Source organism: Mycobacterium sp., assembly GCF_019247635.1.
Lineage (GTDB): Bacteria > Actinomycetota > Actinomycetes > Mycobacteriales > Mycobacteriaceae > Mycobacterium.
Map to the genome: position 1 here is coordinate 1 of NZ_JAFBAR010000065.1, position 14,003 is coordinate 14,003.

The 14,003-nt window shown below is 66.2% G+C and carries 13 protein-coding genes and 1 tRNA gene; 1 reads left to right on the forward strand and 13 read right to left on the reverse strand.

The features are described 5' to 3' along the window. Nucleotides 1-150: 150 nt before the first annotated feature. The 8 genes from JO236_RS09120 to JO236_RS09155 form a co-directional block, all read right to left on the reverse strand. Nucleotides 151-224 (reverse strand) — tRNA-Pro (locus JO236_RS09120). 166 nt (nucleotides 225-390) lie between these two features. Then, nucleotides 391-2,010 (reverse strand): PE family protein, encoded by a 1,620-nt coding sequence (locus tag JO236_RS09125; RefSeq protein WP_293327656.1) that lies wholly within the window; start codon nucleotides 2,008-2,010, stop codon nucleotides 391-393. Between the two features lie 48 nt (nucleotides 2,011-2,058). Beyond that, nucleotides 2,059-3,459: a ribosome biogenesis GTPase Der gene (der, locus tag JO236_RS09130; protein WP_293327659.1), complete on the reverse strand. Its 1,401-nt coding sequence runs from the start codon at nucleotides 3,457-3,459 to the stop codon at nucleotides 2,059-2,061. Then, entirely contained in the window at nucleotides 3,456-4,139 is a 684-nt protein-coding gene (gene cmk, locus JO236_RS09135) for a (d)CMP kinase (RefSeq protein ID WP_293327662.1), read from the reverse strand. The genes der and cmk overlap by 4 nt, the downstream gene beginning before the upstream one ends. After that, nucleotides 4,136-4,897, reverse strand: a complete 762-nt coding sequence (locus JO236_RS09140) for a pseudouridine synthase (RefSeq protein ID WP_416362199.1) — start codon at nucleotides 4,895-4,897, stop codon at nucleotides 4,136-4,138. The genes cmk and JO236_RS09140 overlap by 4 nt, the downstream gene beginning before the upstream one ends. Further along, the gene (gene scpB, locus JO236_RS09145) at nucleotides 4,897-5,592 is read right to left on the reverse strand and encodes an SMC-Scp complex subunit ScpB (RefSeq protein WP_293327668.1); all 696 of its coding nucleotides are present in this window, start codon (nucleotides 5,590-5,592) and stop codon (nucleotides 4,897-4,899) included. Before scpB ends, JO236_RS09140 begins: the two co-directional genes overlap by 1 nt. Next, nucleotides 5,592-6,443, reverse strand: a complete 852-nt coding sequence (locus JO236_RS09150) for a segregation/condensation protein A (RefSeq protein WP_293327671.1) — start codon at nucleotides 6,441-6,443, stop codon at nucleotides 5,592-5,594. Before JO236_RS09150 ends, scpB begins: the two co-directional genes overlap by 1 nt. After that, nucleotides 6,440-7,303: a ParA family protein gene (locus JO236_RS09155; protein WP_293327674.1), complete on the reverse strand. Its 864-nt coding sequence runs from the start codon at nucleotides 7,301-7,303 to the stop codon at nucleotides 6,440-6,442. Before JO236_RS09155 ends, JO236_RS09150 begins: the two co-directional genes overlap by 4 nt. Before the next feature lie 233 nt (nucleotides 7,304-7,536). Between JO236_RS09155 and JO236_RS09160 the strand changes: the two genes are divergently transcribed. Then, complete coding sequence (locus JO236_RS09160) at nucleotides 7,537-8,289, forward strand: O-methyltransferase (RefSeq protein WP_293327677.1); 753 nt, start codon at nucleotides 7,537-7,539, stop codon at nucleotides 8,287-8,289. Nucleotides 8,290-8,316: 27 nt separating this feature from the next. On the opposite strand, the gene xerD is transcribed toward JO236_RS09160, so the two are convergent. The 5 genes from xerD to steA all read right to left on the reverse strand — a co-directional run bounded on the left by xerD (nucleotide 8,317) and on the right by steA (nucleotide 13,900). Next, complete coding sequence (gene xerD, locus JO236_RS09165; RefSeq protein ID WP_293327680.1) at nucleotides 8,317-9,255, reverse strand: site-specific tyrosine recombinase XerD; 939 nt, start codon at nucleotides 9,253-9,255, stop codon at nucleotides 8,317-8,319. Further along, nucleotides 9,252-9,875 carry an NUDIX domain-containing protein gene (locus tag JO236_RS09170; protein ID WP_293327682.1) on the reverse strand — a complete coding sequence of 208 codons (624 nt, stop codon included), beginning with the start codon at nucleotides 9,873-9,875 and terminating at the stop codon, nucleotides 9,252-9,254. The genes xerD and JO236_RS09170 overlap by 4 nt, the downstream gene beginning before the upstream one ends. After that, nucleotides 9,868-11,628 (reverse strand): CTP synthase, encoded by a 1,761-nt coding sequence (locus tag JO236_RS09175; protein ID WP_293327685.1) that lies wholly within the window; start codon nucleotides 11,626-11,628, stop codon nucleotides 9,868-9,870. The genes JO236_RS09170 and JO236_RS09175 overlap by 8 nt, the downstream gene beginning before the upstream one ends. Nucleotides 11,629-11,751: 123 nt before the next feature. Further along, entirely contained in the window at nucleotides 11,752-12,696 is a 945-nt protein-coding gene (locus JO236_RS09180; protein ID WP_293327688.1) for a copper transporter, read from the reverse strand. A 22-nt stretch (nucleotides 12,697-12,718) separates the two neighbouring features. Then, entirely contained in the window at nucleotides 12,719-13,900 is a 1,182-nt protein-coding gene (steA, locus tag JO236_RS09185) for a putative cytokinetic ring protein SteA (RefSeq protein WP_293327690.1), read from the reverse strand. Nucleotides 13,901-14,003 lie beyond the last annotated feature (103 nt).

Sequence of the window (14,003 nt, forward strand, 5' to 3'; positions counted from 1 at the left end):
CACCGGGACACTGATCCGCAAACTCGTCTTAGACCCCACCCGCGACTACCAACCACGCGGCGTCAAATGCGGAAACAGCCCCGAAAACCGGCTAGAGGTGTAAACCATGTCTCGGGACACCCGTCAACGATGTCCCGAGACATGACAGTGTCGGGCTGACAGGATTTGAACCTGCGACCACTTGACCCCCAGTCAAGTGCGCTACCAAACTGCGCCACAGCCCGGTGCCTCCGGCACGTCACCGGCGGCAGGTCGACAGCCTACCGCAGACGAAGCGCAGACCCGGAAGGCCTACGCGCGTTGCCACACTCCGCGACCCTTCACAAGCGTGAACTGAGGGCGAAAATCGGCAAAGATTTTCGCCCTCAGTACACGTTGGACGAAACGCAGCTAGATGCTGGCGAAGTCGCCGACGATCGATTCGGCCGCAGACACGAGGACTATCGCTTCAAAGCCGCCTGCGATGGTGAACAGCGCGGTATCGGCCGCGATCGGATCGCCAACGGCATTGATCACCCCGGCCGGGTCACCGTTGACCGCTTGCAGGATCCCGTTTAGGAACAGATTGGCGTCATAGGACGGAACAGAAACGAGGGCGGCATTCCCGAAGTCTGTTGTCGGAAGCAGAACAGAGTAACCCGTCGAAAGCGCACTCGAAATGGCATTGGTGACACTGGTGTTCGTTGCCTGGAGCGACCCGATGACGCCGGGGATCGACGGTGGTGCGCTCAGCGACGGCGGCTGAATCACCGACAACGGCTGTGAGACCCCGGACAGCGACAGACCCGATCCCTGCGCGCCGACGTCGCTGACGAAAGCCCCGATGCCCTGCTGGGTGCCGGTGGCCAGATCGCCCAGGACTTCGCCCGCGTTGATCGGTGGGAACAGACCGAACGAGGTGGGCACGTTTGGCGGCCCGGTCGACCAGCCCTGGTCGGGGCTGCCGTAACCCAGGTTGACCAGGATCCGCATGTCCGGCTCGAGCAGGTCCGCCACCGGATTCCCGACGACCGGGATGGCGCGCAGCGGCTCTAACAACGGCAGATGCGGGTTGGGAATCATGTAGTAGTGGGTCAGGGTGGGCCCCACCGTGTTCGTCAACGGGATGGCCGAATTGATCTGTCCGGGTGTGAGATCCGCATAGGTGCCGTGCACGTAGTAGATGCCGGCCAGGGCGTTGAGGTCGGCGAGGACATTGATCGGGTACTGCGGAAAGTCGGCGAAACCGTCGTACTCGATCGTGTAGATGTTCGTCGGGAAGTCGTTGTCCGGCGTCGCGCCGTAGAACGTGAAACCCAGACTAGGCATAGTCAGGCCCGGGAAGCGCGCCAGGAGACCACCATTGGGATTCATCGGGTCACCGAGCAGTGTGAAGACGACGGGCAGCGAGCTTGGCGTACCGCTGGGGTCGAGGTTCTCCATTTCCAGCGACGCGATGATGGAACTCTGTGAAAACCCCAACACGGCAACGTGATTGCCGAGACTGAGTTGCTGCTGGATTGCGTTGTCGAGAATCGTGACGCCCCGGGCCACCGACACATTCGGAACCAGGTCCTTGATGCCGGTGAGCGGATAAAACGCCTCGGGCGTGAACAGTGCCTGCGCGTCGGCCACGGTGAAACCCGGGAAATTGGGCGTAATGTACTTCGCGACAACGGCGTTCACGTAGCTCAGTGGCGGTATCGGATTGCCGCTGCCGCCCATCACCAAAGTTACGTTCGCGGCGGCGTTGGCGGCCTCGGTCTCGGTGTAGCCGCCGAACGCGGATGACAACGCCTGGGCGAACTTGTCACGAAAAGCGCTGGCCTGCTTGATCATCGCCTGAAAGTCCTGGGCGTATGCGCCAAACAGCGTCGAGGTGGCCGTTGACACCTCGTCGCTAGCCGCGGGCACCACACCGGTGGTCGGTTCCGCCGCGGCCACGGCGGCGTCGTTAATCACCGAACCGATGCCCGTGACATCCGCGGCCGCCGCCACCAGCAGGTGCGGCGGGACGGTCACGAACGTCATTGGCAGAGCCTAAAGCGATCCCGGCCGCGGCGTCCGACATTTGCGCTCTTAGCGCCGCCGGGTTCCCCGCTTCTCGCGCGTACGGACGTTGATCCGGATGGGGCTGCTCTCGAAACCGAATGTCTCACGCAGCCGTCGTTCCAGGAACCGTCGGTAGCCGGCTTCGAGGAACCCGGTGGTAAACAGCACAAACGTGGGCGGACGCGCGGTGGCCTGGGTGGCGAATAGGATGCGTGGCTGCTTGCCGCCGCGCACCGGGGGCGGCGTGGCCGCCACGACCTCTTTGACCCAAGTGTTCAACGGGCCGGTCGCGATCCTGGTGTCCCACGACGCCAGCGCGTTCTCGAGCGCCGGGACCAGCTTCTGCACCGCGCGCCCCGTCCTGGCCGAGATGTTCACCCGCTGGGCCCAGCGCACCTGCGCGAGCTCGCGCTCCACCTCACGCTCCAGCAGATCGCGGCGGTCCTCGTCGACCAGGTCCCACTTGTTGAACGCCAGCACCAGCGCCCGCCCGGCTTCGATGACCATGGTCAGCACCCGCTGATCCTGTTCGGTGATCGGCTGCGACGAGTCGATCAGCACGATCACCACCTCCGCGGCATCGATCGCGCCGTGCGTGCGCACCGACGCGTAGAACTCGTGCCCACTGGCCTGGCCGACCTTGCGACGCAACCCCGCGGTATCGACGAAACGCCAGACTCTGTCGCCCATTTCGATGAGTGAGTCAACGGGATCAACTGTCGTCCCGGCCACGTCGTGCACTACCGATCGTTGGTCACCAGCCAACTTGTTGAGCAGAGAACTCTTGCCCACGTTGGGTTTTCCGACGAGGGCGACGCGTCGCGGGCCACCGGAGGCCGACGCCGACTCGGACACCTCGGGCAGCGCGGCAAGCACGTCGTCGAGCAGGTCGGCCACGCCGCGGCCGTGCATCGCGCTGATCGCGTAGGGCTCACCCAACCCGAGCGACCACAATGCCGCCGCGTCGGATTCGCTCCTTTCAGTGTCAACCTTGTTGGCGGCCAGGAAAACTGGCTTGCCCGAGCGGAGCAGGATGCGGGCCGCGGCCTCGTCGGCGGTGGTGGCGCCGACGGTGGCATCGACCGTCAGGATTATCGCGTCGGCGGTACGCATCGCCACCGAGGCCTGCTCGGCGACCAGTTGCTGCAGGCCTTTCGCGTCGGGTTCCCATCCCCCGGTGTCCTGCACGACGAATCGGCGTCCGGTCCACAGCGCGTCGTAGGAGACCCGGTCGCGGGTGACGCCCGGGACGTCCTGCACGACCGCCTCGCGGCGCCCCAGGATCCGGTTCACCAGCGTTGACTTCCCGACATTGGGCCGGCCGACGACCGCCACCACCGGCGCGGGTGCCGATTCGGCGACGTCGTTCGGATCGGAACCTTCGAACTCCCAATCACTTTCGTCGGTCCAGGTGCCGTCCTGGCTCATCGCACCGCCCCGCTTCGTCGCCGTATCAGCTCTAACAGGTGGGCGATGACCTCGGCCTCGGTCATGGCGCTGGTGTCGACGACCACCGCGTCCGACGCCGCGCGCAGCGGCGACACGGCCCGGGTGGAATCGAGGTGATCGCGGCGGCGGACGTCGGCCAACACGCCGTCGTAGTCGTCGGCCAGTCCCGCCGCGACATTCTGGTCGTTGCGACGCCGGGCGCGGGTTTCGGCCGACGCGGTCAGAAAGATCTTTACCGGTGCGTCGGGCAACACCACGGTTCCGATGTCACGGCCCTCCACGACGACGCTGCCCGGACCGTCGGCCATCAGGCGTTGCAGGTCCACCAACCGCGCGCGCACCGCCGGAACCGCCGATACCGCCGACACCGCACGGGTCACTTCATCTCCCCGGATATCAGGCGAAACGTCCTGTCCCGCAAGGTAACAACGATCACTTTCCGGGTCGTAGCTCACCGACAGCTGCGCGGTCGAGGCAACCGACTCGACGGCGTCGGCGTCCGCGGGGTCGACTTCGGCGCGCAACACCGCCAGCGTCACCATCCGGTACATCGCGCCGGTATCCAGGTATCGGGCGCCCAGCTCGCGGGCCAAACCCCGTGATACCGAGGACTTTCCGGTCCCAGCCGGGCCGTCGATGGCAACGACGACGTCGCTCACAGGTCAACCGCTTTGTACAGTTGGCCGACCTCGTCGCGCCGCAGCGCGCGAATGCTGCCCGGCCGCTGATTGCCAAGCGAGACCGCGCCGATATCGGTGCGCACCAACGCTTCCACCGGAAATCCCACTGCCGCCAGCAGCCGTCGCACAATCCGGTTGCGTCCCTCATGCAGCGTCAACCGCACCAACGTTTTTCCCGGAATCGCATCCATCACCGCAAAATCGTCGACGCGCGCCGGTCCGTCATCCAATTCGACCCCCGCGCGCAGCGTCTTGCCAAGGCCGCGCGGCACCGACCCGGATACCGTCGCCAAATACGTCTTGGGCACCTCGTGGGCGGGATGCATCAGCCGGTGGGCCAGCTCACCGTCGTTGGTCAGCAGGATCAGCCCTTCGGTGTCGGCGTCGAGGCGCCCGACGTGAAACAGGTTCTTGTTGCCCCGCACCTTTCGCTCGATCAGGTCGCCGATGCAGGGTCGCCCGCGGTCGTCGGACATGGTCGACTGCATCCCACGGGGTTTGTTCAGCGCCAGGTACACCAGCGAATCGTCGATGACCACCCTGGCCCCGTCGACGCGGATCACCGAGGCGTCCGGTCGGACGCGGGTGCCCAACTCGGTCACCACGTGCCCGTCCACCTCGACGCGGCCGTCGATGATCAACTTCTCGGCGGCGCGCCGCGAGGCAATTCCAGCCTGGGACAACACTTTCTGCAGCCGGATACCCTGGGGCTCGTCCGGATCGTGAGTCTGAGCCATCAATCCTGGTCCACGTCGAACGACAGTGCTCGCTCAGCCGATTGGCCGCGGTCCAGTTTGATGAAACGTGGCTCACTGTCCAGGGATTCGGTCAGATCGTCGATTGTGTCGACGTCGGGAAGCAGCGGCGCGATGTCGGGAAGGTCGGTTAACGACGTCAATCCCAAGCGCTCGAGGAACAGCTCGGTGGTGGCGAAAGTGACCGCACCGCTGTCCTCGTCGGTGCCGACCTCGGTGATCAGGCCGCGGGCCAGCAAGGTGCGCATCACGGCATCGACGTTGACCCCGCGCACCGCGCTCACGCGCGCACGGGTGACGGGCTGGCGATAGGCCACCACCGCCAGCGTCTCCAGCGCGGCGCGGGTGAGCTTGGAGCGCGCGCCATCCAACAGCAGCTTCTCGACGTAGGGCGCGAACCGGGCGCGCGTGTACATCCGCCAGCCCGCATCGGTGTTGCGTAGATCGATGCCGCTGTCGCGGTCGGTGAGATCGTCGGCCATCGCCTGAAGCCTGGCGGCGATCCGGTAGACAGGTTGTTCGGTGGCTGCGGCCAGCGCTTCGACGGTAACGGGGGTATCGACCACCAGCAGCAGGGCTTCGAGCACCGAGCCGAGCTCGTCAGGATCGAGTTCCACGGGCTCGGCGATGTCCGGGATGCCGCCCGCCACGTCGGGTTCCGGGAAATCTGCAGTCACTACTGGTCTCGCACTTCGCTGGTCGGCCGTTTCCCGGTCCATGAGATCTGGAGCACGCCAAGCGGCTCTGATTGCTCGAATGCTACCGCCCGCCCCCGATACAGTTCGAGCAGCGCAAGGAAGCGCCCGACGACCTCCATCGACGCCTGACAGTCGGCGACCAGCTCGGAAAATGTGGCCCACTGGCCAACGCCCCGCGTCTCCAGAATCGCGAGCAGCAGCCTGGCCTGCTCGGGAACCGAGACCTGCGGGTCATGCAGGTGCCCGGTGGCCACCGTCGGCACCGGCCGGGGTGTGAACGCGACCGCGGCGATCTCGGCGAACCGCGCGGCGTCGACACCGAGCATCACCTCCGGCAACAGCCCGGCGAACCGCTCCTCCAGCGACACCGAGCGCGGATAGCTGCGCAGCGCGGTGGCCTCAAGCTCGGCGAACATCTCCGCGACGTGCTTGAACGCGCGGTACTGCAACAACCGGGCGAACAGCAGATCACGCACTTCGAGCAGCGCCAGGTCCTCCTCGTCGTCCACCTGCCCGGCCGGCAGCAGACGGGCGGCTTTGAGGTCGAGCAGAGTGGCGGCAACCACCAGGAACGCCGTGGTCTCCTCGAGGCCCAGCTGGGGACCGATCTCGCGGGTATAGGCGATGAAGTCGTCGGTGACCTGGTGCAGCGCCACCTCGGTGACATCGAGCCGGTGGGCGAAGATCAGCTGCAGCAGCAGATCGAACGGCCCTTCGAAGTTGGACAGCCGGACCTGAAAGCCGGCCGAGTGACTATCCGAGAAGCCGTTCTTCGGTGCCTTCCGGCCGTGCTCGGTATCGTGCTGAGAGCCGTTCGTGGTGCCGGTCACGCGCCGAATCGGTCGATGAATTCGCGGGCCAGCGAACGGTAGGCGAGGGCGCCGCCCGATTTCGGCGCCCAGGTGGTGATGGGTTCGCCGGCCACGCTGGTTTCCGGGAAGCGGACCGTGCGGGTGATCACGGTGTCGAACACCAGATCCCCGAACCGCTCCACGACGCGCGCCATGACCTCGCGTGAGTTGACCGTCCGCGGGTCATAGCGGGTGATCAGGATGCCGCTGATGTCCAGTTTGGGGTTGAGCCGGTCGCGCACCTTGTCGACGGTGTCGGTCAACAACGCCAGGCCGCGCAGCGAGAAGAACTCACACTCGGTCGGGATGATCACGCCGTCGGCGCATGCCAGGCCGTTGACGGTGAGCAGGCCCAGCGAGGGTTGGCAATCGATCAGCACATAGTCGTAGCGGTCGAGCACCGGGTGCAGCGCCCGCGCCACGGTCTGCTCCCGGCCCACCTCGTTGACGAGCTGGATCTCGGCCGCCGACAGGTCGATGTTGCTGGGCACCAGATCCATGTGCTTGACGCGGGTGTGCAGCAGCACCTCGTCGATCGACACCCGTGGCTCCACGAGCAGGTTGTGGATGGTCTTGTCCAGCTCGTAGTGGGGCACGCCCAGGCCCGCGGACAGCGCACCCTGTGGATCCAGATCCACCAACAGCACACGGCGGCCGTACTCGGCGAGCGCGGCACCCAGATTGATCGTCGACGTGGTCTTGCCGACGCCACCCTTCTGGTTGCACATCGCGACGACCTTGGCAGGGCCGTGCGAGGTGCGCGGCCCGGGCTCGGGAATCGCCCGCGGCGGCCGTCCGGTCAGACCGATTTCGACTACGTCGTCGGAGGGGTCGGTCATGCCCGGTCGCGGCTGGAGGTGACGGGCGTCAGGGTGGACATCGCAGGAAAGTCTAACGGTTGGCTCCGCGCCAACCGGGTTGTCAGCGCAGTGTCGCGCGGGCGATTAGCGCTGGTTGCATGGGCCGAACCGTCTCACGTCACACCCGTCACACCCGTATCGGAAGTGGGTGTCTCGACCAATCGCGGACGTGCAAGCGCCGGCGATATCTGCGACGCATATCGTGGATTTCCATGAACCTCAAGCGAAGGATTCCGCTGCTCCGCTGGTCGGCCTGGCGGATGGCGCCCGGAATTCGCAACATCAACAGGACGGGTCAGATCGGTGACGGCCGCGAAGCCGCCGCGGTCGACTATGTGCTGAACAACGCGCGTCCCGGTGACATCGACGACGTGCTGGCCACCATCGACAAGTTCGGCTACGAGAAGTCGATCCTGATCAACATTGGCGACGAGAAAGGGTTGATCCTCGACGCCGCGGTACAACGCGCCAACGCCGCGTTGGCCCTGGAGCTGGGCACCTACTGCGGCTACGGCGCGCTGCGGATCGCGCGCGCGGCCCCCAACGCGAAGGTGTATTCCGTCGAACTCGCCGAGGCCAACGCCGCCAATGCCCGCCAGATCTGGGCCCACGCCGGCGTCGCCGACCGCGTGACGTGCGTGGTCGGCACCATCGGCGACGCGGGGCGAACCCTGGACCGGCTTGCCAACGATTATGGATTCAGCTCTGGCGCACTGGATTTCATCTTCCTCGATCACGACAAGGACGCCTACCTGGATGATCTGCAGAGCATTATGGCGCGGGGCTGGCTGCATACGGGGTCGGTCGTGGTGGCCGACAACGTGAGGGTTCCGGGCGCCCCGAAGTACCGCAAGTACATGCGCGACCAGCAGGGCCAGCACTGGAGCACCACCGAGCACAAGACCCACCTGGAATACCAGAGCCTGGTCAGCGACCTGGTGCTGGAATCGCAATACCTGGGCTGAGTCCTGGAGAGCGTGCGGCTGGAAACGCTAGGTGGCTCGCGGGTGGGCCCCGGCCCACACTTCACGCAGCGCATGCACGGTGACCAGGGTGTAGATCTGCGTCGTGGTCACCGAGGCGTGGCCCAGCAACTCCTGGACCACGCGGACGTCGGCGCCGCCTTCGAGCAGGTGGGTGGCGAACGAATGGCGCAGCATATGCGGCGAGACGCCGGAGGTGATGCCGGCGCGGTCGGCGGCGTCCTGCAGCACCTGCCACGCGCTTTGCCGCGACAGCCGACCGCCGCGCGCATTGAGGAAGATGGCGGCCGTTCCGCGGCCGCGACGGGCCAGGTCGGGGCGCCCACGCACCAGATAGGCGTCCAGCGCCTGCACGGCGGGCCGCCCGACCGGCACCAGCCGCTGCTTGCCGCCTTTGCCGCGCAGCAGCGCCGACCTGGCCTCGGTGTCGATGTCGTCGACGTCGAGGCCGACCGCCTCGGAGATCCGAGACCCGGTCGAGTACAGCAGCTCCAGCAGCGCCCGATTGCGCAGTGTGAGCGGGCCGTCGGCCGGGCCATCGCCACCCGCGGCCTCGAGCAGCGCGAGCACCTCGTCGATCGTCAGGCTTTTGGGCAGCCGCCGTCCCGGTGTCGGCGGCCGCACGGCCCGCGCCACGTCGGCTTCGGCCAGCCCCTCCGCGGCGGCGAAGCGGTGCAGTCCGCGGACCGCGATCAGCGCGCGGGCCGCCGACACCGCCGACAGCGCCACCGCCCCGGAATCGGGATCCCCGCGCCGCAGCGCCACCAGGAAATCGCTCACATCGTTTTCCGCGACCCTGGCGAGGTCGTGGATACCGCGGTCCTCCAGATGCTTGGAGTACCGGCGCAGGTCTCGGCGATAGGAGCTCAACGTGTTGGCCGCCACGCCGCGCTCGATGGTGAGGTGGTCGAGATAGCCCTGGAGTTGCGTCTCGAGCACGACCGTCATCGCGCGGTCTTCCGCGTTATGAACGCCGTCGGCTTGTCGATCCATGGGGTGTCCAAGGGGCGCGCCTCGGCGAACCCGTTCGTCACCGCGTGGGCTGCCAGAATGCCGCCAACGGCAATGGAATTGACGATCTCGCCATGCAGCACCCGATGCGCGGCCTCGGCGATGGCGACCCACTGCATCGTCATGTCGGCTTCTTCGTCCTGGGCCTCCGGCCGGCCGACTTGGGTCAGCCCGGTAGCCAAATACACCCGCACCGATTCATCGCTGTAGCCCGGCGCGGTGTTGATGTCGATGAGCACCTGCCAGGTGTCGGCTTGCAGGCCGGCTTCCTCCTCGAGTTCACGCACGCCGGTGAGGTGCGGCGGTTCCCCCGGGACGTCGAGCAGACCAGCGGGCAGCTCCCATATGCGTCTGCCGTAGGTGTGGCGGTACTGGTAAACCAGCGGGATGTTGCCGTCGTCGTCCATCGCCACGACGGCAACCGCACCGTAGTGCTCGACGACTTCACGTTTCGCGATGGTGCCGCCAGGCATCCGTACCTCATCCCGGCGTAACGCGAAAATGGCTCCCTGATGCAGGGTTTCGGACGCTACGGTCTCGAAGACATGGTCACCCACGAGATGCGGGTTCGGGTAGCGGCTGCCCGACGCTATCCCGGTGCGGGCTGCCGTTCGGCGCTTGCTCAGCAACTTCGGGAATCTCGACGGGCAGCAGCTCGACGTCCTTGTATTCGATGGCCGCCTTGACGAATGCGACAAACAGCGGATGCGGGCGGGTAGGCCGGCTCTTCAACTCGGGATGTGCCTGGGTGCCGACGATGAAGGGATGGATGTCGGGCGGATATTCGACGAACTCCACCAGATGACCGTCGGGCGACGTCCCCGAGATCCTGAGACCGCCTTCGGTGAGCTTGTCACGGTAGGCGTTGTTGACCTCGTAGCGATGCCGGTGCCGCTCGGACACCTGCGTCGTCTGATACGCCTGGGCCACAATCGAATCCGGCTCCAAAACGGCCGGGTAGGCGCCCAGCCGCATCGTGCCGCCGAGGTCGGCCGCGCCGGCCACGATCTGTTCCTGGTCGGCCATCGTGGAGATGACGGGATCGGGTGTCTCCGGATCGAATTCGGCCGAACTGGCGTCGCTGAGACCCACCGATCGCGCGGCCTCGATCACGATGCACTGCAGACCCAGGCACAGTCCCAACACGGGCAGCCCGTTGGCGCGTGCGTGCCGGATGGCACCGATCTTGCCCTCAATGCCGCGGATGCCGAAGCCGCCTGGGACCAACACGCCGTGCACTTCGGCCAACGCCGCCGCCGCGCCAGCGGGGGTCTGACAGCCATCGGAGGCCACCCAGATGATCTCGACCTTCGCGTGGTGCTTGAACCCGCCCGCGCGCAGCGCTTCGCCCACCGACAGGTAGGCGTCGGACAGTTCAACATACTTGCCTACCAACGCGATTCGCACCGTCTCGTGGGGCTCGTGCACCCGGCGCAACAGGTCGTCCCATTCGGTCCAGTCGACGTCGCGAAACGGCAGATTGAGCCGCCGGACCACGTATGCGTCTAGTTCTTCGCGGTGCAGCACCTTGGGGATGTCGTAGATCGAGGGCGCGTCCGGGGTGGAGATGACGCCGTCGATGTCGACGTCACACATCAGCGCGATCTTGTCCTTCAGGGCCTCGGGAACGTTGCGGTCGCTGCGCAGGATCAGCGCGTCCGGCGTGATACCGATGCTGCGCAGCGCGGCCACCGAGTGCTGCGTCGGTTTGGTCTTCAGCTCGCCGGACGGGGCCAGGTACGGCACCAGCGACACGTGCAGAAAGAACACGTTCTCCCGGCCGAGGTCGTGGCGGACCTGCCGCGCCGCCTCCAGGAAGGGCTGCGACTCGATGTCGCCGACGGTGCCGCCGATTTCGGTGATCACCACGTCCGGGCGGTTGCCGTCGGTGTCCGGTTCGGCCATGGCCAGGATGCGGCCTTTGATTTCGTCGGTGATATGCGGGATGACCTGGACGGTGTCGCCGAGATATTCACCGCGCCGCTCCTTGGCGATGACGGTCGAATACACTTGTCCGGTAGTGACATTCGCCGAACCGGACAGATCGCGGTCGAGGAATCGCTCGTAGTGCCCGACGTCGAGATCAGTCTCCGCGCCGTCCTCGGTAACAAAGACTTCACCGTGCTGGAACGGGTTCATGGTGCCCGGGTCGACGTTGAGATAGGGATCGAGCTTTTGCATCGTCACATGCAACCCGCGAGCGGTCAGTAGCTGTCCGAGACTGCTGGCGGTCAAACCCTTGCCGAGCGAAGAAGCGACGCCACCGCTGACGAAGAGGTGCTTGGTGGTGGTTTGCGGATGCTTACGCACTTGAAGCGACCTCCGTGAAGACGGGCAGGGCTGTTATGGGCCTGCCAACCCACGGGAATCCACCCTAACATCCGGCGCGCCGGGCCGCCGGTAACACGCCCTAGGTGTGACCTACTACGACCGCTACTGCGGCACGGTGAGCGAGGTGGCCCCTTTGCCGGCGCCGTACTGCGCGCTATGGCCGCCGTTGACCAGATCGTGCAGGCCCAGGATCGCGGTGATCCGTCCGGCCTCGGCGTCGACGTTGTCGACGGTGCTAATGGTCGCGGCCATGCCGCCGTCGGCGCGGGTCACGGCAACTGCGGCGGAGCCGGTCGCCGAGCCGTCGCGGCCGGCCAGCAGGGTGCCCGACCCATGCGGCGCCAGCGCCGCCGCGAACCGGGCCACCGTGGCCCCCCGGTTGCCAGCGTCGGTGGCCACCCCCCCGCCGGTGATCACCAGCGCGGCGTTTGCTGCGCCGAAGTGGTCAATGGGCTGATAGGTGATAAAGCCGGTGTCCCGCAGGGCGGCCAACACCGTGTCCCGCTGGGTGTCGTCAACTGAGGGGGCGCCTGGGGTGGCGTTGATCAACAACGCGATCCCGAGTAGGTCTCCGGCCTGCGAACCCTGATCCACCAGCTTGGTGCTCAACTGGGTGCCGGCCGGCAGGACGGACGAATTCACCACGGTGCGCAACTTTTCGGCGGAGTTGGCCTCGACGAACTCCTGTGTCAGCGTCACCGTCCCGGTGACCGAACCGCCGGCCTGGCCGACGATCTTCGACACGGCGGCCACGTCGTCGTCCTTGGCGTCCGGGGTGCGGAAGACCACCACCGTCTTGCCCGTCAACGCGTCGTGCACGATCCGGCCCAGCACCTGAGCGTCGAAATTGTTTGCCGCGCTGAGCTTCTCGCTCAGCGCATTCTTCTGGTCGGTGAGTCCGCTGATCTGCGCGTAAAGGTCGCGTTTCTCGTTACGCAGGCTGGACAGCAGGGTGTCGGAGAAAAAGCCGGAACCCAGCACCACTCCCACGGCCAGCGCAAGGAAGACCGCGGCCAGCGAAATCGCATGTTGGCGTAACGAGATCATGTGGACCACCGTCCTCGAAGGTTTAGGACACCAGGTGCTGCACCCAGAGGGAGAACCGGTTCCAGTAGTCGACGACCCAGTGCAGGACCGTGGCGTCCGTCCGCGACACCCACAACGCGACGATGACCGCGATTAGCATGGTCATCGCCAGCAGCGCGATGGCGCCGGCCGAGATGTGGTTGCGGTACAGGGTGGCAACGGCCTTGGAGTCCACCAGCTTCTCCCCCACTCGTAGCCGGGTGAGGAAGGTCGAGGGGTTGCTCTGCGCGCGTGTCCGGTCGAAGAAGGTTTCGATATTGGCGGTATGGCCGGCCGTGACCAGCAGCGCCGCCCCGTGATGATCGGCCAGCAGCAGGGCCAGGTCTGTCGCCGAGCCGGCCGCGGGGAACGTCATCGCCCCGACCCCGAGGTCTTGGATCCGCTCCAGGCCGGGCGCATGGCCGTCGGCGTCGGCGGGCAGTACCACCTGCGCGCCGCACTTGAGGACCTCGGTGCTGATCTGGTCGGGGTCGCCGACGATGAGTTGCGGGCGGTAACCCGCCTTGCGCAACACATCGGCGCCGCTGCCCACCCCGACCAGCACCGGCTGGTACTCCTTGATGAATGGCTTGAGGGATCGCAGATCCTCGGCCGCGCCGGGCTCGTCGGAAACGATCACCACATGCCGGCGGCGCATGTCGACGTCGATGTCGGGGATGCCGATACCGTCGATCAGCAATGGGCTTTCGCTGCGGATGAACTCAATTGTGTTGCCGGCGAACGCTTCCAGATGGGCGGCCAGGCCGCTTTTGGCCTCGCGCATGAGATCGGCGATGTCGTGGTCGGTGCGCTCGGTACCGCGGATCAGCCGGCGGTCACCCGAATACACGCCGCCCTCGTGCAGCCGAATCTTGGCGCCGTCCTTGATCTTCTTGAAGACGTCGGGGCCGGTCTCATCGATAAGCGTGACCCCGTTGTTGACCAGCACCTCCGGGCCCAGATTGGGGTAACGGCCCGAGACAGACGGCGACGCGTTGACGACGGCCGCGATGTCGGCTTCCACCAGCGCGTCGGCGGTGATGCGGTCCAGGTCCAACACATCGAGGACCACGATGTCGCCTGGGCACACCCGTCGCAGCAATCGGTCGATGTTGCGATCGACCCGTGCGGTGCCGATCAAACCCGGCCGGGAGGCGTTACGGGACAGAAGCGTTGTCATCCTCATGGGGGCCGATTCTGGCCGCCGCCGATGGCAGTCGCGGGGAGGCGCGCCGTAACTTCTGCCCCAGAAGTTAAATCGTGTCACATCTGTATCAGGGTCGAGTTTG

Bases quoted from the DNA above. Each gene is read 5' to 3' on its own strand.
- JO236_RS09125 (WP_293327656.1), bottom strand. From the start codon at position 2,010: ATGACGTTCGTGACCGTCCCGCCGCACCTGCTGGTGGCGGCGGCCGCG.
- der (WP_293327659.1), bottom strand. From the start codon at position 3,459: ATGAGCCAGGACGGCACCTGGACCGACGAAAGTGATTGGGAGTTCGAA.
- JO236_RS09140 (WP_416362199.1), bottom strand. From the start codon at position 4,897: ATGGCTCAGACTCACGATCCGGACGAGCCCCAGGGTATCCGGCTGCAG.
- JO236_RS09155 (WP_293327674.1), bottom strand. From the start codon at position 7,303: ATGACCGACCCCTCCGACGACGTAGTCGAAATCGGTCTGACCGGACGG.
- JO236_RS09160 (WP_293327677.1), top strand. From the start codon at position 7,537: ATGAACCTCAAGCGAAGGATTCCGCTGCTCCGCTGGTCGGCCTGGCGG.
- xerD (WP_293327680.1), bottom strand. From the start codon at position 9,255: ATGACGGTCGTGCTCGAGACGCAACTCCAGGGCTATCTCGACCACCTC.
- JO236_RS09180 (WP_293327688.1), bottom strand. From the start codon at position 12,696: ATGATCTCGTTACGCCAACATGCGATTTCGCTGGCCGCGGTCTTCCTT.
- steA (WP_293327690.1), bottom strand. From the start codon at position 13,900: ATGAGGATGACAACGCTTCTGTCCCGTAACGCCTCCCGGCCGGGTTTG.